Origin of the sequence: Enterococcus hailinensis (assembly GCF_045862035.1) — a bacterium.
In the GTDB taxonomy this organism is placed as follows: Bacteria; Bacillota; Bacilli; order Lactobacillales; family Enterococcaceae; genus Enterococcus_A; species Enterococcus_A hailinensis.
This window is the reverse complement of the sequence record NZ_BAAFRV010000007.1, coordinates 103,957-121,788: the sequence shown is the minus strand read 5'-3', so window position 1 is coordinate 121,788 and position 17,832 is coordinate 103,957. Positions and strand designations below refer to the sequence as shown.

Annotated in this window: 19 protein-coding genes and 1 other annotated feature; of the genes, 15 read left to right on the top strand and 4 right to left on the bottom strand. The window is 38.0% G+C overall.

Features of this window, described 5'->3' with window-relative positions:
- A partial coding sequence (locus ACKTSC_RS07525) for a helix-turn-helix domain-containing protein (protein WP_407857206.1) occupies nt 1-190 on the bottom strand: 190 nt, incomplete at its 3' end.
- Nucleotides 191-376: 186 nt separating this feature from the next.
- Between ACKTSC_RS07525 and ACKTSC_RS07520 the strand changes: the two genes are divergently transcribed.
- The 4 genes from ACKTSC_RS07520 (at nt 377) to ACKTSC_RS07505 (ending at nt 4,784) form a co-directional block, all read left to right on the top strand.
- Nucleotides 377-1,666, top strand: coding sequence for a homoserine dehydrogenase (locus ACKTSC_RS07520; protein WP_407857258.1), 1,290 nt, complete (start codon nt 377-379; stop codon nt 1,664-1,666).
- Between the two features lie 2 nt (nt 1,667-1,668).
- On the top strand, nt 1,669-2,727 hold the full coding sequence (gene thrC / locus ACKTSC_RS07515; RefSeq protein ID WP_407857257.1) for a threonine synthase: 1,059 nt from the start codon (nt 1,669-1,671) through the stop codon (nt 2,725-2,727).
- Nucleotides 2,724-3,587: a homoserine kinase gene (thrB, locus tag ACKTSC_RS07510; protein WP_407857256.1), complete on the top strand. Its 864-nt coding sequence runs from the start codon at nt 2,724-2,726 to the stop codon at nt 3,585-3,587. The genes thrC and thrB overlap by 4 nt, the downstream gene beginning before the upstream one ends.
- Nucleotides 3,585-3,804, top strand: a binding site (T-box leader). It overlaps the preceding gene by 3 nt.
- Before the next feature lie 53 nt (nt 3,805-3,857).
- Nucleotides 3,858-4,784 (top strand): homoserine O-succinyltransferase, encoded by a 927-nt coding sequence (locus ACKTSC_RS07505; protein ID WP_407857255.1) that lies wholly within the window; start codon nt 3,858-3,860, stop codon nt 4,782-4,784.
- Between the two features lie 5 nt (nt 4,785-4,789).
- Here ACKTSC_RS07505 and ACKTSC_RS07500 read toward each other — a convergent pair whose 3' ends face one another.
- Nucleotides 4,790-5,650: a pyruvate, water dikinase regulatory protein gene (locus ACKTSC_RS07500; protein ID WP_407855465.1), complete on the bottom strand. Its 861-nt coding sequence runs from the start codon at nt 5,648-5,650 to the stop codon at nt 4,790-4,792.
- Nucleotides 5,651-5,733: 83 nt separating this feature from the next.
- Between ACKTSC_RS07500 and ACKTSC_RS07495 the strand changes: the two genes are divergently transcribed.
- From ACKTSC_RS07495 to recO, 9 genes are all read left to right on the top strand, one after another.
- On the top strand, nt 5,734-6,171 hold the full coding sequence (locus tag ACKTSC_RS07495) for a Fur family transcriptional regulator (protein ID WP_332581133.1): 438 nt from the start codon (nt 5,734-5,736) through the stop codon (nt 6,169-6,171).
- Between the two features lie 138 nt (nt 6,172-6,309).
- Nucleotides 6,310-6,486, top strand: a complete 177-nt coding sequence (rpsU, locus tag ACKTSC_RS07490; protein WP_002356740.1) for a 30S ribosomal protein S21 — start codon at nt 6,310-6,312, stop codon at nt 6,484-6,486.
- 20 nt (nt 6,487-6,506) lie between these two features.
- Entirely contained in the window at nt 6,507-6,950 is a 444-nt protein-coding gene (locus ACKTSC_RS07485; RefSeq protein ID WP_332581134.1) for a GatB/YqeY domain-containing protein, read from the top strand.
- A gap of 170 nt (nt 6,951-7,120) precedes the next feature.
- Entirely contained in the window at nt 7,121-8,125 is a 1,005-nt protein-coding gene (locus ACKTSC_RS07480) for a PhoH family protein (RefSeq protein ID WP_407857254.1), read from the top strand.
- Nucleotides 8,126-8,139: 14 nt separating this feature from the next.
- Nucleotides 8,140-10,344 (top strand): HD family phosphohydrolase, encoded by a 2,205-nt coding sequence (locus ACKTSC_RS07475; protein ID WP_407857253.1) that lies wholly within the window; start codon nt 8,140-8,142, stop codon nt 10,342-10,344.
- Entirely contained in the window at nt 10,344-10,817 is a 474-nt protein-coding gene (gene ybeY, locus ACKTSC_RS07470; RefSeq protein ID WP_332581137.1) for an rRNA maturation RNase YbeY, read from the top strand. Before ACKTSC_RS07475 ends, ybeY begins: the two co-directional genes overlap by 1 nt.
- On the top strand, nt 10,795-11,190 hold the full coding sequence (locus ACKTSC_RS07465; RefSeq protein WP_332581138.1) for a diacylglycerol kinase family protein: 396 nt from the start codon (nt 10,795-10,797) through the stop codon (nt 11,188-11,190). The genes ybeY and ACKTSC_RS07465 overlap by 23 nt, the downstream gene beginning before the upstream one ends.
- Nucleotides 11,191-11,284: 94 nt before the next feature.
- Nucleotides 11,285-12,184: a GTPase Era gene (era, locus tag ACKTSC_RS07460; RefSeq protein WP_332581139.1), complete on the top strand. Its 900-nt coding sequence runs from the start codon at nt 11,285-11,287 to the stop codon at nt 12,182-12,184.
- Nucleotides 12,185-12,266: 82 nt separating this feature from the next.
- Nucleotides 12,267-13,046 carry a DNA repair protein RecO gene (gene recO, locus ACKTSC_RS07455; RefSeq protein ID WP_407857252.1) on the top strand — a complete coding sequence of 260 codons (780 nt, stop codon included), beginning with the start codon at nt 12,267-12,269 and terminating at the stop codon, nt 13,044-13,046.
- 27 nt (nt 13,047-13,073) lie between these two features.
- Here the strand turns inward: recO and ACKTSC_RS07450 are convergent, their stop codons facing one another.
- Entirely contained in the window at nt 13,074-13,433 is a 360-nt protein-coding gene (locus tag ACKTSC_RS07450) for a hypothetical protein (protein WP_407857251.1), read from the bottom strand.
- A 437-nt stretch (nt 13,434-13,870) separates the two neighbouring features.
- Between ACKTSC_RS07450 and glyQ the strand changes: the two genes are divergently transcribed.
- Both glyQ and glyS read left to right on the top strand, forming a co-directional pair.
- Nucleotides 13,871-14,758: a glycine--tRNA ligase subunit alpha gene (gene glyQ / locus ACKTSC_RS07445; protein WP_332581141.1), complete on the top strand. Its 888-nt coding sequence runs from the start codon at nt 13,871-13,873 to the stop codon at nt 14,756-14,758.
- Nucleotide 14,759: 1 nt separating this feature from the next.
- Nucleotides 14,760-16,838: a glycine--tRNA ligase subunit beta gene (gene glyS, locus ACKTSC_RS07440; protein ID WP_407857250.1), complete on the top strand. Its 2,079-nt coding sequence runs from the start codon at nt 14,760-14,762 to the stop codon at nt 16,836-16,838.
- A gap of 37 nt (nt 16,839-16,875) precedes the next feature.
- Here the strand turns inward: glyS and ACKTSC_RS07435 are convergent, their stop codons facing one another.
- On the bottom strand, nt 16,876-17,817 hold the full coding sequence (locus ACKTSC_RS07435) for an AEC family transporter (protein WP_407855460.1): 942 nt from the start codon (nt 17,815-17,817) through the stop codon (nt 16,876-16,878).
- Nucleotides 17,818-17,832 lie beyond the last annotated feature (15 nt).

The following is a 17,832-nucleotide window of genomic DNA, read 5'->3' as shown; positions in this document are numbered from 1 at the left end:
CTAAAGGACGACCTGAAGAAGTTTTTAAACGGTGAATTTCTCCTTTCATGTACCACTGTTTCCACCTATATATTGTTCCTCTACTTGGGATATTAAATTCTTCCCGAAGGGAGGAACCTGATTCTCCTGCTAATAATCTCTCAACGATTTGAATTTTTAATTTCTCCGGATAATAATTATGTTTTGCCATTAGAAAAACACCTCCAAATTTATTTTACTAAATTTGAGGTGCTCTTTTTTAATTGTATCTAATTATAGTGTCAGTTCCTTTTTCGGAAAAGCTCTTTTTTTTTAGTTTTTTTTTGTTATACTGATAGCTAAATATTAAAAATAAATGATAGATTTAATGATAATGCAATCTAATTGGAGGCGGATTATGGAAAAAGCGGTCAAGGTAGGCTTACTAGGTTTAGGTGTCGTAGGGACTGGTGTTTTAGAAATTTTATCCGATCATCAAGAAAAAATCAGAAACAGCATCAGTGGTCCGCTAACCGTAACCAAAGCCTTGGTTCGCCCAGATGAAAACAAAAAAAAGTTAGCAAAAAAATATCAATTAGAATTAGTGACTGAATTAGAATCCATCTTGAATGACCCGGAAATCACGATAGTTGTGGAAGTTATGGGACGAATTGAACCGGCTAAAAGTTATATCAAACAAGCTCTTCTAGCTGGAAAACATGTTGTGACAGCGAATAAAGATTTGATTGCCCAGTATGGTAGTGAATTGGCTGCGTTAGCGCAAGAACAACATCGCAATCTTTATTATGAAGCTAGTGTAGCTGGCGGCATTCCCATTTTACGGACGATCGCAAATAGTTTAGCCGCTGATGAGATCACTGAAGTTTTAGGGATCGTTAATGGAACGACTAATTATATGTTAACTAAAATGGTGCAAGAACATCAGACTTATGAAGAAACTTTAGCAGAAGCTCAGCGTTTAGGTTTTGCTGAAAGCGACCCGACCAATGATGTAGATGGTATCGATGCTGCGTATAAAATGATCATACTAAGTAAATTTGCATTTGGAATGACTGTTCAAATGGATCAAGTAACGATCAAAGGGATTCGCGGTTTGGCAGCAGCCGATGTGGTGACAGCAGAACAATTAGGCTATACAGTAAAATTGATCGGTTCAACCATCAAAAGAACAGACGGCATTGCTGTAGAAGTAAGTCCCGTTTTAGTTCCTAGCACACATCCATTAGCATCGATCCACAATGAAATGAATGCTGTTTTTATTAAAAGCTCGGGTATTGGTGAATCGATGTATTATGGACCTGGAGCAGGCGCTCGACCTACAGCAACAAGCATCGTAGCTGACTTAATGACGATCGTAAACAAAATCCAACTCGATACGATTGGCCATCGTTTTACTGAGTACACGCAACCAACTAAGTTGATTCCGGCAAATAAAATTATGAGCAAATATTTTTTATCGTTAGAAATGCCGGATGAACCAGGACAATTTTTAAAATTAGCTGAGATCCTGACACGATTAAAAGTCGGTTTTGAACAAGTAGTGCAAGAAAAAAATCAAAGTAAAAATGCTCGAGTTGTTTTAGTGACCCATGAAACGTCGGAAACAAACATTGAAGCGATCAAAAAAGCAATTAATGAGGAAAAAGGTTTTACTTTGTTATCATCAATGAAAGTTATGGGGGAATAATTATGTATGAAGGATTATTAAAAAAATATCAGGACTATTTACCGATTACTGAAAATACGCCTCAACTAGCATTAGCTGAAGGAAATACCCCATTAATTCCATTGAAGAATCTATCAAAAGAATTAGGGATTGAACTGTATGGGAAATATGAAGGTCTCAACCCTACCGGCTCATTCAAAGATCGGGGCATGGTCATGGCAGTAGCCAAAGCAGTAGAAGAGGGTGCAAAGGCCATCATTTGTGCTTCAACGGGAAATACCAGTGCGGCAGCAGCAGCTTATGCGACACGCGCAGGGATCAAAGCATATGTAGTGATTCCTGATGGAAAAATTGCGTTAGGAAAATTAGCTCAAGCAATTGCTTATGGAGCAGATATCATTTCGATCCTCGGAAATTTTGATGAAGCTTTAGAAGCAGTTCGTGATATCGCAGAAACTGAGGCTGTTGCTTTAGTCAACTCAGTAAATCCTTATCGTTTAGAAGGACAGAAAACTGCGGCTTTCGAGATATGTGAACAATTAGAAAAGGCTCCAGATGTTTTGGCGATTCCAGTGGGAAATGCTGGAAATATTTCAGCATATTGGAAAGGTTTCAAAGAATGGCATACAAAAAAAGGAACTGATCTACCACGGATGCATGGTTTTGAAGCAGAAGGCGCTGCAGCCATCGTTCAGAAAAAAACTATTAAAAACCCGGAAACAGTGGCGACGGCAATCCGGATCGGCAATCCTGCTAGTTGGACACTCGCAGAGAATGCTCGTGACGAATCAAACGGGTATATTGATTCAGTTACAGATGACGAAATTTTGAATGCTTATCGAAAAGTTGCCTCACAAGAAGGAGTTTTTGTTGAACCGGGTTCGGCAGCCTCTTTAGCAGGAGTGATCCAACATGTGAAAAACGGTCGGATCAAACCTGGAGAAACCGTCGTTACTGTTTTTACCGGAAATGGCTTAAAAGATCCCGATACTGCGATTAATCAAACAACAATCAAAATTAACAAAATGAGTGACCTTGAGGACATGCGTCGACATCTGCGTGAAGGAGTGGCGGCGCTATGAAAATCAGAGTCCCTGCAACGAGTGCTAATCTAGGTCCAGGTTTTGATTCTTGTGGGATTGCCTTGTCACAATATCTAACGATTGAAATCGGTCACGAAACAAACCAATGGCAGATCGAACATCAATTAGGGGCGTCAATTCCTTCTGATCAAAATAATCTATTGATCAAAACTGCATTAGAGTTAGCTCCGCATTTAAAACCACATTATTTGACGATGACTTCAGATATTCCAATCGCTCGTGGATTGGGCAGTAGTTCTTCAGTTGTTGTTGCGGGGATTGAGTTAGCCAATCGTTTAGGAAATTTAGGTATGACGACCGAGCGAAAAGTTGCTTATGCGACAAAAATCGAAGGCCATCCAGATAATGTTGCACCAGCTATTTGCGGGGATTTTGTAGTTGCAAGTTATAACGAAGGCAGAGTCAATTTTGTAAAACATTATTTTCCTGAATGCGATGTGATTGCCTACATTCCTGATCATGAACTATTGACGGCTAACAGTCGTGCTGTTTTACCAACAGAAATGAGTTATCGTGATGCGGTCAAGGCTAGCTCAATCGGAAATGTCATGATCGCGGCAATTTTAAATGGCAATCTGCCATTAGCTGGAAAAATGATGGAACGCGATATTTTGCATGAAAAATATCGTTTACGTTTGGTTCCTCATCTAGCTGATATTCGTAAAATTTGTAAAGTCTATGGAGGTTATGGCAGCTTTTTAAGCGGTGCAGGTCCAACAGTGTTAGTTTTATCAGCACCCGAAAAAACTAAAAAGCTTGTACGTGCTTTGAAAGGCATCGATGGAAAAGCAACGATCGAAGTCCTTTCAATTGAAAAAGAGGGCGTTCAAATATTTTAAAATACGTAGAAAAGAAGAGTACAGTTGATTGGACTCGACAGAGAGCTTTGGTACGCTGAGAAAAAGCAGCAGCAGTCAATTGGAAGATGGTCTGGGAGTATTTGTCTAGCTAAAGACACGGGAAAGCCCGATATAGCTGTACGTAGCAATACGACAAGAGAATGTTCTTAAAAGAGCATTGAACCAAGGTGGTACCACGGAAAAATCCGTCCTTTCATATATTGAAAGGACGGATTTTTTTATTAATCGTTAGTAATGGAGGAATAGAACATGCCAATTCGTTTGGAAACAGATTTTCCAGCTAAAAAAATATTAGAAACAGAAGATATTTTTGCTATCAATAATTCACGTGCGGAGAAACAAGATATCCGTCCGCTTAAATTATTGGTTTTAAATTTGATGCCGCAAAAAATCAATACGGAGATTGATTTATTACGCTTGATTAGTCAAAGCCCATTACAGATCGAAGTTGATTTTTTAAAAATTCGATCGCATCAGCACAAACATACAGATAAAACACATCTAGCGAAATATTATCTGGAATTTGAGCAAATCAAAGCGACTTGTTACGATGGAATGATCATCACTGGTGCGCCAATCGAACAATTAGCTTTCGAAGAAGTGGATTATTGGCCAGAATTAGTAGAAATCATGGAGTGGAGCCAAGAAGCGGTTACTTCGGTGATCTATATTTGTTGGGGCGCTCAAGCAGGGTTGTATCATCATTTTGGAATTGAAAAAGTCCCTTTTAAACAAAAATTATTTGGAATCTTCCAACAAGAACTACAATCTGATCATCGGCTGTTCCGTGGATTTGATGATCGTTTTTGGATGCCGCAATCACGTTATACTGGTATCAATGAAGCTCAAGTCCAACAAAGCCCCATCAAAGTCGTGGCAAAAGATCAGTGGGAACAGTCGGCAATTTTAATATCAGAAGACGAACATGACATTTTTATGTTGGGACATTTTGAGTATGGAACAGATACTTTAGCTAAAGAATATCTTCGGGATCATGAACGAGGAATCCCTACGGATCCACCAGAAAATTATTATGAAGACGGGAAAATCAATAATTATTGGCGGGCACATGCACATTTGTTTTATCATAATTGGTTGAATGATGTTTATCAATTAACGCCGTATAAATTAGCGGAGATTCGCCAAAGACAAAAAAAGAGAAAGCTGAGAGCATAATAGGCTCAGCTTTCTGCATCTTCTTCCATAAAGTAATAGCTGTGATCGTCAAGATTTAAAGCATTCATGATCATGGCAGCTGTTTCTTCGATTGAAAGTGTTGCTACATTGATAATCTCACAGCCTAATTTATGGTAAAGGTCATGAGCAAATTTTAATTCAGCTTGAATTTTTTCGCGATCGGAATAGGCTGTTTCAGGATTCAGACCGTAAGCACGCATGCGTTCTTTACGGATACCGATCAACACTTCAGGATCATTGGTCAAGCCAACAATTTTTTTCGGATCGATTTCAAATAATTGTTTTGGAATGTGTGCTTGAGGAATCAAGGGCAGATTCGCTACTTTTAAATTTTTATTGGCCAAATATAAACTTAAAGGTGTTTTTGAAGTCCGTGAAACACCTAGTAATACGACATCTGCTTCTAGAAAACCACGCGGATCTTTTCCGTCGTCGTATTTTACAGCAAATTCCATCGCTTTGATTCGCTTGAAATAATTATCATTTAAATGATGTAAGGCGCCGCGTTCACCAGAAGGGTCGATTTGAGCACGTTTGCCGATTTCATTGACTACAGGATTTAGTAGATCCATCGTGAATAAATCTTCATGAGCACAAAATTCTTGCGCGATTTTTGAAAGTTTTGGATCGATCAATGTATAAATGATCATGCCATTTTCTGCTTTAGCATCGTTTAATGCTTTCATAAGTAATTCTTCGCTGTGGATAAAGGTTCGTCGAAACAAACAAAATTCAACGGTCGGATATTGCGCCATTGAAGCTTGTGCTAATTTAGAAGCAGTCTCTCCAGCAGAATCGGAGATGATAAAAATAGTGACTAAGTCATTTTGTTTTTCACTGTCCATAAAGTACTCCCCCTTGCAATCGGTAATAATCTATTATACCATACAGGTTGTTCGGAATCATTACACTTGAAATGAGGGATATTATGGAACAGACGACGTTGTTGGAAAAAGCCTTAGTAAAGGTAAAAGAAAATGGTTTTAAATATACAAAAAAACGTGAGACATTGTTAGACTATTTGATTAAACGTAATCGATATGTATCTGCTCGTGAAGTTTATGATTATTTGAATGAACAATTTCCGGGTTTAAGCTATGATACAGTTTATCGTAACTTGAGAGAATTTTGTGAGATTGGTTTGATTGAAGATACTGAACTGCAGGGAGAAATGAAGTTCCGCTTTAGCTGCAGCGGGAATTTTGATCATCATCATCATTTTATTTGTACGGTTTGTGGTAAGACTAAAGAGGTCCACATGTGTCCAATGAACTTCTTTGAAGAGCAATTAAGTGGATGTGAGATCGAAGGACATCGTTTTGAATTGTTTGGACGCTGCGAAAATTGTCAAAAACTTAATGAATAAATTAAAAATTAAAATCATCGGGCACCTTGACTCAAAATAGCCCATTAGATATAATGACTTATGGACGGTCTTGTTTTTTGAAAGTACATTTCAATAACAAAAACGGTTACATTTCAAGCCCGGAGGGAGGGAATTTATATGTCAAAAACAGTGGTTCGTAAAAATGAATCTCTTGACGATGCTCTTCGTCGCTTCAAACGTTCCGTTTCAAAAGCAGGGACTCTACAAGAATCTCGCAAACGTGAATTTTATGAAAAACCAAGCGTGAAACGTAAGAAAAAATCAGAAGCAGCTAGAAAACGTAAGAAATTCTAGTTTGTGATTGGAGTGATTCGATGTCACTACTTACTACCTTGAATGAAGACATGAAGCAAGCGATGCGAGCAAAGGATAAAGAGTCTTTGCAAGTGATCCGGATGCTTAAAGCTTCGATTCAAAATGAGCAGATCAAAAAAGGTCAGGAATTAGATGATGAAGAAGAATTGACCGTTTTATCTCGTGAGATGAAACAACGTCGTGATTCTTTGACTGAGTTTGAAAAAGCTGATCGCACCGATTTGGCTGATAAAGTCAAAAAGGAAATCGTAATTGTTGAAAAATATCTGCCAGCTCAACTTTCAGAAGCTGAGATTCGTGCAATTGTTCAAGAAGCAATTACAAAAACAGGAGCGACTTCATCAAAGGAATTTGGTAAAGTGATGGGTGCAGTGATGCCGAAAGTCAAAGGCAAAGCCGATGGCAATCAAGTTAATGCAATCGTTAAAGAGCTTCTACAATAGCAGCAATCATGAGCCGAGAGAATTTTCTCTCGGCTTTTTTTGTCGGTGTAAAAAAACTATAAAACTTTGAATAATCTCATACTTAAATAACTAAAGAGTTTATGATTTTTTTAGTAAAAGTTTAGACAATTTTTCTTTTATTTAGAGTGTGGTATTATAGGAAGGAAATGATGAAACGAAGGGGAGAACGCTTGTTGAATAACAACGATTTTGAGTCGTTAGAAATAAAGCTTGATGGCAAAGACGACATCAGTATGCTTTTGGGAACCCATGATAAACATGTAAAATTTTTAGAAGACAATACCGAGACAACGATCAATACACGCGGTGAGACCATTCAGATTATCGGACCTAAAGAGGAAGTTAAGTTGGTAATGGAGATCATTCGTGCGTTACAAATTTTGATCGATCGCGGGATTAAAGTAGCCACACCCGATGTAATGACGGCACTACGTTTAGGGCGTGACAATCATTTAGACGAATTTGTAATGATGTATGAAGAAGAATTGTTAAAAGATCGTAATGGTAAACCAATTCGGCCTAAAAATATTGGCCAAAGTCGTTACATTGCAGCGATTCGAAAATCCGATGTTGTTTTCGGTGTCGGACCAGCTGGGACGGGTAAGACATATTTGGCCATCGTCATGGCAATTGCAGCTTTGAAAAAAGGAGAAGTCCAAAGAATTATTTTGACTCGACCAGCAGTGGAAGCGGGAGAAAGTTTGGGCTTTTTACCAGGAGATCTAAAGGAGAAAGTCGATCCGTATTTACGTCCAATGTATGATGCACTACATCAAATTTTTGGGATGGAACATACGAATCGTTTATTAGAACGTGGAGTAATCGAAATTGCGCCACTTGCTTATATGCGTGGCCGTACTTTAGATGATGCATTCGTCATTTTGGATGAAGCGCAAAATACGACGATCTCACAAATGAAAATGTTCTTGACTCGTTTAGGCTTCAATTCTAAGATGATCGTGAATGGTGACACATCACAAGTCGATCTACCAAAAGGGCAACTAAGCGGTTTAATCCATGCAGAGCGAACATTACGAGGAATCAAAAAAATTCGTTTTGTAAGTTTTGAAGCTGGAGATGTCGTTCGTCATCCCGTTGTCGCAGAAATCATTGAAGCGTATGAGCATGAAAACTTGAAGAACAACAAAGGCTAGTTAGGAGGAATGGGATGTTAAATCGACCAATCAACAACTTGCTGAAAAAGTTGGGTTCAAAGTTTATTCCGATCATTCTGGGTGTTTTTTCGCTTATTTTAATCTTGATCATGGTGACAAGTGTCATCCAAAAAAGCGTTGACTACAAAGAGGGACAAGTAGCTACGGAAAGTATCCGTGCCAACAAAACGATTGAAAACAAAGCTGAAACAGAGCAAAAACGGCAATTAGCAGAAGAAGCAGTGACACCAGAATACACTTATCAATCTGATTTGGCTCAAACGCAACATGATCGTATCAGTCAATTGATCACATTGATAGAAAAATCAAATAGCGAGTTGGATAAAAATTATCAAACAAAAGTTTCGCAAGCCAAAGATGGGGAAAAGATTCCTCAGCCTACGACAGATGAGCGAGTAGCGGCAGTGAAAAAGAAGTTTGAAGGTTTAGATCAGGATACTGTTACTTTCTATCAGCAGTTTCCGGAGGAATTCTATCAAGTCGCTGTACAGTTGAGTACAGCAGATTTAGAAAAAGTTGAAACTGAAAGTTTGAAACTGATCGATGAACAAATGGCTAAACGGATTCGTCAAAGTGATCTTTCTGGCTATAAGCAGCAAGCGTCAGAGAGTATTCAAGCATTGTCTTTGTCTGATCAATCAAATCAAGTCATGCGTTATTTGATCGATCTGGGTATCGTGATCAACGATACGTTGAATCAAAAACGAACGGATGAATTAAAAGAACAAGCGAGTGATTCAGTTCAGCCAGTGATGATCTACCAAGGTGAAGTGATCGTCCGTGAAGGAAGTCAGATCGATTCGAACGCGATCAATAAATTGAGATTACTAGGACTAACAAGTTCGAGTACCTCCGTTTTTCCGATGATTGCCATGGTATTAGCTGTCTTACTACAAAGCGTTTTACTGTGGTTCTATAGTCGTCAATTCGATGTAGAATTTCAGCGTGTCCGCTTTGTCTTGTTTTATAGTGCCACGATGATTATCGGTATTTCGATTATGAAAATCTTGCAAGTCCTTCAAAATAGCAATGCGAATAATTTGGCATTATTTTTCCCCGCTGCATTTATGCCGCTGATTTTAACGGTGTTTGTTAATCGCAGAGCAGGAGCATTATCAGCTGTATTCCAATCGGCTTTCGCACTATTGATCTACTATAGCGCTGTGGGAACCAATATGTTACCAGTCATTTTGATGACATATATTTTTTCTGGAATCCTAGCTATTATGGTCAAACAACAACGATTATCTGATCAAATCAAACAAGCGCTTTTATGGATCGTGGCTTTTCCGATTGTTTGGTCCGTTGTTTTGAGTGTTTATCAAGGATTATCTTTTGCGGATAGTAAAACGTGGGGTCTATTGTTAAGTGCAGTAGCTGCCAGTATTTTATCTTTCATTATGGGGATGGGTTTACAGCCATATATCGAATTGTTAGTAACCGATAGCGGAGTGATTACGTTGAATGAATTAAGTAATCCGAACCATCCGCTGTTGAAACAACTGTTAGAAGAGGCACCTGGAACCTACCATCACTCTATGATGGTAGCCAATCTGAGTGCCAATGCGGTCGCTGAAATTGGCGGTCGCTCACTGCTGACACGAGTTGCTTGTTATTATCATGATATTGGAAAAATTCGTCATGCGAACTTTTTCGTTGAAAACTTGCCAACTGGAGCAGAGAATCCACATAATTTCTTATTACCAGAAGATAGCAAGCAGATTATTTTTGGACATGTGATCGAAGGGGCAAAAATTTTAAAAGAATATAAAATGCCTCAAATGGTGATCGATATTTGTTATCAACACCATGGAACAACGTTAATGAAATTCTTCTATTTCAAAGCAAAGGAACGAAACCCAGAGATAACTGAGGCGGAGTTTCGTTACCCAGGGCCTAAACCACAGACACGAGAAGCGGGTGTGGTTAATATTGCGGATAGTTGTGAAGCAGCTGTCCGAGCAATGGATCATCCATCCATCGAAAAGATCAGAGAGTTTGTGCATAACTTGATTGAAGAACGAATCAGCGATGGCCAACTAGATGAATCGGGTTTGACCTTAAAAGAGATTCGAATCATTGAAAAATCATTGATCAGCGGCTTGAGTTCTACATTCCATTCAAGGATCAAATACCCAAGAATGAAATCAGAAGCTGAAAAAATGAAAGAAGAGCAAGAGAATAAAGGAGAAGCATAATGGATATAACTTTTATTGATGAAACAGAGCAAGTCTCTGAGGAAAAAATCCAAGAAATCGATAGTATTTTACAATTTGCAGCGGATCATTTAGCGTTGCCGAAGGATACAGAAATGTCGGTGACTTTTATGGATAATGCGGCGATCCAAGTGATCAATCGTGATTATCGTGGAAAGGATGCACCAACAGATGTGATCAGCTTTGCCTTAGAAGAAGAAGGTGAAGGTGAAGTTCCGATTATCATGGATGAAGAAAATCCAATGCCCCGGAACCTTGGAGACATCATGATTTCGATTGAACGTGCCAAAGAACAAGCCGAAGATTATGGCCATAGCTTCGATCGCGAATTAGGTTTTCTTGCCGTTCATGGATTCCTGCATATCAATGGCTATGATCATATGACGCCTGAAGATGAGAAAGAGATGTTTGGTCTACAGAAAGAGATATTAGATGCCTATGGACTTAAAAGATAAAACAGAGAAAAATAAGCATTTTATCACTTCTTTAGAATTTGCGTTACAAGGTATTCGAACGGTTTTTCAGGAAGAACGAAATATGCGTGCGCATGTTGTGTTTGGTCTAATGGCGATTTTGGTCGCTTTCTTACTTCGCGTTTCTGTATTAGAATGGTTATGGATCTTTTTAGCGGTTTTTCTTGTTTGGATAGTGGAAATCATCAATACGATCTTTGAAAATGTTGTTGATATGGTCACGGATTTTCATTTTCATCCAATCGGAAAAAAAATCAAAGATATGGCTGCTGGAGCAGTATTAGTAACCTCGGCTTTCTCAGCAATCGTAGGTGCGATCATTTTTCTGCCTAAAATCATCAAGCTTTTTCTTTAAATTTTTTTAGCCCACATGAATTTGTAGTATTAGTCTTTACGAAAGCGTACGTGCTTAAATCGTAAAGTCTTTCTTAAACGAAAGGAATTTATTTATGACAGAACATAAATCTGGCTTCGTAGCCATCGTTGGTCGTCCAAATGTCGGTAAATCAACATTATTGAATCGCATCGTAGGTCAAAAAATCGCGATCATGAGTGATAAAGCTCAAACAACTAGAAATAAAATTCAGGGAGTCTATACGATTCCTGAAGCACAAATCGTTTTTATCGATACTCCCGGAATCCATAAACCAAAACATCGTTTAGGCGATTATATGGTAGAGATGGCTTACAGTGCGTTGCGGGAAGTAGATGCGATCATGTTCATGATCAGCGCAGATCAAAAACGTGGACGCGGAGATGATTTCATCTTGGAACGTTTAAGCAAACAGGAAGTCCCGGTTTATCTTGTTATCAATAAAATCGATACGGTTCATCCAGATGCTCTGTTAGCCATTATTGATGATTATCGGACAATCATGGATTTCAAAGAAATTATCCCAATCTCGGCGACCGAAGGAAACAATGTTGAACATCTTTTAGATACATTAGTAGACCAAATGGATGAAGGTCCACAATATTTCCCAGATGATCAAATTACCGACCACCCAGAATACTTTATTGTTTCTGAATTGATTCGTGAAAAAGTTTTAACATTAACAAGAGACGAAGTTCCTCATTCAGTGGCGGTTGTTACTGATTCAATGAAACGTGATGAGAATGATAAAGTTCATATTCAAGCAACGATCATTGTTGAACGAACAAGTCAAAAGGGAATCATTATCGGTAAAGGTGGTAAGATGCTGAAAAATATCGGTATTCAAGCCCGAAAAGATATTGAAACATTGCTTGCGGATAAAGTTTATTTAGAGCTTTGGGTTAAAGTCCAAAAGGATTGGCGCGATAAACAAACTTACCTACAAGATTATGGTTATCGAAAAGACGATTATTAAGTCGCTAAAAAATGATTTGATCGGAGGAAAGGATGTGGCGTAGTGTCACAGCCTTTTTTCTTACTTGAGGAAGGTGAATGACATGGCTCAAATCGGTGAAACAAGAGGAATGATTTTGTTTAGTCGAGATTATAAGGAAAAGGACAAATTGATCAAGATATTTACAGAATCTGCGGGCAAAGTCATGTTTTTTGCTAAAGGTGCTCATCGGGCGAATAATCCATTGCAAACAGCGATCCAACCATTTACTGAAGCTGTTTTTATTGGAAATTTAAAAACAGATGGCTTGTCATTTTTGAATAGTGCCAAAGAAATAAAGCCGTTGCGTAAATTGCAAGAAGATATCTTTTTAAATGCGTATGGTTCTTATATTTTAGGGTTAGCAGATGCAGCTATTGAAGACCATGTTTATGATCCAGCATTGTATGGATTTACAAAAGATGCGCTCCAACGAATGAATGATGGAGCCGATGGCGAAACGATCATGAATATTTTTGAAGTTCAGATCATGCAACGTTTTGGTGTCGCTTTGAATTGGCAACGCTGCGGAGTATGTGGAAAAACGACCGGTGCTTTTGACTATTCATCAAAATATAATGGGGTATTATGCCAGGAACATTGGTCAATGGATCCACATCGTTATCATGCAGATCCACGAGCAGTATATTTTATTCGCATGTTTAATAGTATCAATTATGATGCTATCAATACCATCAATTTAAAACCTGAAACCAAAAAAGCGATCCGCCAAACATTAGATCAATTATATGATGAATATATCGGTCTGCATTTGAAGAGTAAAAAATTTATTGATCAAATGAGTGAGTGGCAAGATGTTTTAAAACCAAAAGAAGAAACATAAGCTTAAAGTCTATTGAGGCTTCTAAGCTTATGTTTCTTTCTTTAAATAGTGCAAAATAATGCTCCAAAGCATACCACCGATAAAAGATAAAAAGAAATAAACGAAAATTGCTAAATCAGAAACAGGATTCTGATATAAAACAAGTGAAGCAAACGTTCCAACAATAAACAAATAAAAGATGTACGCAGTGATGCGTAGATAAATGGATATAAAAAAGTTGAACTCAAGTAAATAAGTAAGTGCTAGAAAAGCTAGCATACTGATCAGCTTGAAAAAGATTTTGCTCGACCAACCATTAGTAAATAATTCAAAGAGCCACTGAATGATGAGGCTTCCGAAAAAAAGAATGATATAATAGGTCAACCAACGTTTCTTTTTTGAAAACATTCTATAGACACCTTTCGTTGATTTAGAATGGCAGATAATTAAAATAGTACGTTTAGTATACAAAAAAATAGTAATAAATTGGTTCAATTTTTCAACTAGTCTATTTTATTTGATGAATGATTTGACAAAAGGGGTCTGGTGTCGCTATTATAGTAACAAGTTGAATAGGTGCGAAGATCAAATTTAAAATTTGTGGAAATCATAGCGAGTCAGGGATAGTGAGAGCCTAACATGGAAACAGATTTGTATTGGCGTTTGTGAGCACACGTGAATAAAGCTGCCAGGTATTACTTGCTTGGAAGTAGGGTGGAACCGCGTTGATAATACGTCCCTATGTCGATTTTTCGGCATAGGGACTTTTCGTTTTTATCTAACCGTCCATTCATTCAAACAACTGGAACGATCACGTACATAGAAAATTTATAGGAGGAAACAAAATGAGCAAATTAACGGTGCAAGAAATGATTTTGACGTTACAAAAATTTTGGTCAGATAATGGCTGTATGCTGATGCAGGCTTACGACACAGAAAAAGGAGCGGGAACAATGAGCCCGTATACTTTTTTACGTGCGATCGGTCCTGAACCATGGCGTGCCGCTTATGTCGAACCTTCTCGTCGTCCGGCAGATGGTCGCTATGGTGAAAACCCAAACCGTTTGTATCAACATCATCAATTCCAAGTCGTGATGAAACCTTCACCAAAGAATATTCAAGAATTGTATTTAGAAAGTTTACGTTTATTGGGCATCGATCCTTTAGAACATGATATTCGTTTTGTGGAAGATAACTGGGAAAATCCTTCCATGGGTTGTGCTGGTGTTGGTTGGGAAGTTTGGTTAGATGGAATGGAAATCACGCAATTCACTTATTTCCAACAAGTCGGCGGCTTACAATGCCACCCGGTCACTTCTGAGATCACGTATGGCTTAGAACGTTTAGCTTCATATATCCAAGAAGTTGAAAGTGTCTACGATCTAGAATGGAGTTCAGGTGTTAAATATGGTGAAATCTTCAAACAACCAGAATATGAACATTCAAAATATTCTTTTGAAGAAAGCAATCAAGAAATGTTGCTAGAAAATTTTGATAAATTTGAAACTGAAGCGAAACGTTGTATCGATGAAAACTTAGTACATCCAGCGTATGATTACATTTTAAAATGCAGCCATACATTTAATTTATTAGATGCTCGCGGAGCTGTTTCTGTTACAGAACGTGCGGGTTACTTAGCTCGCATCCGTAATATGGCTCGTGCAGTAGCAAAAATATTTGTCGCAGAACGTGAAAAATTAGGCTTCCCATTATTGAATCAGGAGGGCAAATAAGATGGCGAAAAATCTATTATTAGAAATCGGTTTAGAAGAAATGCCAGCCCATGTGGTTTGGCCAAGTAGCAAACAATTAGAAGAAAAAGTAACGAAATTTTTGACTGACAATAGTCTAACTTTTGAATCGATCGAAAGTTTTTCTACTCCTCGTCGCTTGGCAATTCGTGTAACGAATATTCCAGAACGTCAAGAAGACGTCCAAGAAGAAGTAAAAGGTCCAGCTAAGAAAATTGCTTTAGATGCTGAAGGCAATTGGAGCAAGGCGGCCCAAGGATTTGTTCGCGGCCAAGGACTAACAACAGATGCAATCACTTTTCGTGAATTGAATGGTGTGGAATATGTTTATGTAACGAAATATATCCATGGTAAAGAAAGTAAAGAAGTATTGACTGGGCTTGTGGATGTCGTTAAAGGATTGAATTTCCCAACAATGATGCACTGGGGCGAAACGATGTTTGAATACATTCGTCCAATCCACTGGATCGTCGCTTTACTAGATGAAGAAGTGATTCCATTTGAAGTTTTAGACGTTCAAACTGGTCGTACAACTGAAGGCCACCGTTTCTTAGGTGACCAAGTAGAATTAGCTGATCCAAGCGAATATGATGTGAAATTAACTGAACAATTCGTGATCGCGGATGCACAAAAGCGTCAACAAATGATCCGAGAACAAATCGAAGCTATCGCTGAAAAAAATAAATGGGTCATTGATTTAGATCCAGAATTATTAGAAGAAGTAACTAACTTAGTGGAGTATCCAACGGCTTTTGTCGGCGACTTTGAAGAACGCTTCTTGTCGATCCCCGAAGAAGTATTGGTAACTTCAATGAAAGAACATCAACGTTATTTTGAAGTTCGCAATCAAGCAGGGATGTTATTGCCGCACTTTATTTCTGTCCGTAATGGGAACAGTGTCAAATTAGACAATGTCGTGAAAGGCAATCAAAAAGTATTGGCAGCCCGTTTAGAAGATGGTGAATTCTTCTATGAAGAAGACAAAAAATCATCGATCGAAGATTTAGTGGAAAAATTAAAAAATGTAACGTTCCATGAAAAAATCGGTAGTATGTATGAAAAGATGAAACGGGTCGGATTGATCAGCCAAATCATCGGGAAACGGGTCGGCCTAAGCACCGAAGAACTAACCGATTTAAAACGTGCAGCTGAAATCTATAAATTTGATTTAGTAACAAATATGGTTGGTGAATTCCCAGAATTACAAGGGATCATGGGTGAAAAATACGCATTGTTAAAAGGCGAAAAACCAGCCGTTGCGACAGCTATTCGTGAACATTACCAACCAATCTCTGCCGAAGGTGAATTGCCGCAAACAGCAATTGGAGCTGTTCTAGCTATTGCAGATAAATTAGATAGTGTTTTAGGATTCTTTGCGGTTGATATGATTCCAAACGGTTCAAACGATCCTTATGCGTTACGTCGTCAAACATATGGAATTGTTCGGATCATTGAAGCTCAAGGATGGACATTCCCATTCACAGATCTTCAAGGAGCTGTAGTTGATGCTATTAATGAAGATGAATTGAATTATGGAATCCATTTCAATCGTGATCAAAAAGAATTTATTGAATTCTTCAAGGGTCGCTTACGCCAACGTCTACAAATGCATCATGTGCGCCATGATATCATCGATGCAGTAGTAGAATCAGAGCAAGATGATATGGTCCAAATTTTCCAATCTGCACAAATTTTTGAGAAACATATCAGTGATGATAATTTCAAAGAAACAATGGAAGCTTTGACGCGTGTCATTAATTTAACAAAGAAAATGGAACCGACTACGATTACTTATCAAGTAGACCCAGCACTCTTTGAAAATGATAGCGAGAAAGAATTATATGCCGCTGTCAAAGAAGCCAAAGATGAATTTGCCAATCAAAGTATGGCTGAAAATTATCAAACATTGACTAATTTACGTCCAGTAATCGAACGTTATTTCAATGATACGATGATCATGGTCGAAGATGAAAAAATTCGTGACAATCGTTTAAATCAATTAGCGATTATCGCGCACATGGCCAATGCTTTAGCTAGCATCGATAAAATTATGACTAAATAAAAAAATGCCTTCGAGTTTTATTACTCGAAGGCATTTTTTATAAAATCAATTTAAGCAACAGAGGAATATACGCTAAGTAGAGTAAAATCGAATAGCCTAAAGCAGAAGCCGCAAAAGGTTGATCGGCTTGATACGAGCGGGCTAAAATCGGGACTGAATTTTGGACTGGCATAGCTGATTGGATTATAAATACAGAAAGCATCAAAGGTGGAACGGAGATCCATTGACCTAATAGCCATACGATCAAAGGTGAAAGCACATACCGACCGAGTAATACACCAATGATATCTTTGTTGAGTGTTAAATTTTTGATCCCAACATTGTAAACGATGATCCCAATGATGAACATCGATAGTGGTGTAGTCAAATTAGCTAGATAACTTAAAAAAGTAGCGAAAGAGTCGGGAACCGAAAGATTTAATAAAACAAGACAAAGGCCTAATAAAAATCCTATTAGTGCAGGTGAGAAGACTTTTTTTAAGATAGGCAGCAAATGAAAATTAACAGTTGCTTGTTCGATTTGAGGATTATCGCGAGCAATAAAATAAATACCTAAAGTCCAAAAAATCGTCGTATTGACAATATAATAAAGCAATACATAAGGGACTGCTCGTTCACCAAAAATCGCTAAGTTGATCGGTAATCCGATAAAAATCGTATTTGAACAAGTAAACATCGTAGAAAAAGTTCCTCGGCGATGTGGAGAGATATTGAAGACCCGCTGATAAAGAAAGCTGATCACAAACGTCAGCAACATGGACAACAGTGGGATGATCATTCCACTCACTAATTGTAAAAATTCAGCACGTGAAAAATTTTTCGTGATCGTTAAAAACATATTACACGGCAAGGCAATCTGTAAAACGAGTTTGGAAAAAGCATCACCGATTTGATTGGAAAACCACTGTTTATAGGTTAAAAAATAGCCGATAAACATTAAAATAAAAATAAATAGAATATTGATATAAGCTGCAATCATTTTTTCACCTCGCGT

Excerpts from the sequence above, each read along its gene's own strand:
- ACKTSC_RS07520 (WP_407857258.1), top strand. The coding sequence starts at position 377 with ATGGAAAAAGCGGTCAAGGTAGGCTTACTAGGTTTAGGTGTCGTAGGG.
- thrC (WP_407857257.1), top strand. The coding sequence starts at position 1,669 with ATGTATGAAGGATTATTAAAAAAATATCAGGACTATTTACCGATTACT.
- thrB (WP_407857256.1), top strand. The coding sequence starts at position 2,724 with ATGAAAATCAGAGTCCCTGCAACGAGTGCTAATCTAGGTCCAGGTTTT.
- ACKTSC_RS07505 (WP_407857255.1), top strand. The coding sequence starts at position 3,858 with ATGCCAATTCGTTTGGAAACAGATTTTCCAGCTAAAAAAATATTAGAA.
- ACKTSC_RS07500 (WP_407855465.1), bottom strand. The coding sequence starts at position 5,650 with ATGGACAGTGAAAAACAAAATGACTTAGTCACTATTTTTATCATCTCC.
- ACKTSC_RS07495 (WP_332581133.1), top strand. The coding sequence starts at position 5,734 with ATGGAACAGACGACGTTGTTGGAAAAAGCCTTAGTAAAGGTAAAAGAA.
- rpsU (WP_002356740.1), top strand. The coding sequence starts at position 6,310 with ATGTCAAAAACAGTGGTTCGTAAAAATGAATCTCTTGACGATGCTCTT.
- ACKTSC_RS07485 (WP_332581134.1), top strand. The coding sequence starts at position 6,507 with ATGTCACTACTTACTACCTTGAATGAAGACATGAAGCAAGCGATGCGA.
- ACKTSC_RS07480 (WP_407857254.1), top strand. The coding sequence starts at position 7,121 with ATGAAACGAAGGGGAGAACGCTTGTTGAATAACAACGATTTTGAGTCG.
- ACKTSC_RS07475 (WP_407857253.1), top strand. The coding sequence starts at position 8,140 with ATGTTAAATCGACCAATCAACAACTTGCTGAAAAAGTTGGGTTCAAAG.
- ybeY (WP_332581137.1), top strand. The coding sequence starts at position 10,344 with ATGGATATAACTTTTATTGATGAAACAGAGCAAGTCTCTGAGGAAAAA.
- ACKTSC_RS07465 (WP_332581138.1), top strand. The coding sequence starts at position 10,795 with ATGCCTATGGACTTAAAAGATAAAACAGAGAAAAATAAGCATTTTATC.
- era (WP_332581139.1), top strand. The coding sequence starts at position 11,285 with ATGACAGAACATAAATCTGGCTTCGTAGCCATCGTTGGTCGTCCAAAT.
- recO (WP_407857252.1), top strand. The coding sequence starts at position 12,267 with ATGGCTCAAATCGGTGAAACAAGAGGAATGATTTTGTTTAGTCGAGAT.
- ACKTSC_RS07450 (WP_407857251.1), bottom strand. The coding sequence starts at position 13,433 with ATGTTTTCAAAAAAGAAACGTTGGTTGACCTATTATATCATTCTTTTT.
- glyQ (WP_332581141.1), top strand. The coding sequence starts at position 13,871 with ATGAGCAAATTAACGGTGCAAGAAATGATTTTGACGTTACAAAAATTT.
- glyS (WP_407857250.1), top strand. The coding sequence starts at position 14,760 with ATGGCGAAAAATCTATTATTAGAAATCGGTTTAGAAGAAATGCCAGCC.
- ACKTSC_RS07435 (WP_407855460.1), bottom strand. The coding sequence starts at position 17,817 with ATGATTGCAGCTTATATCAATATTCTATTTATTTTTATTTTAATGTTT.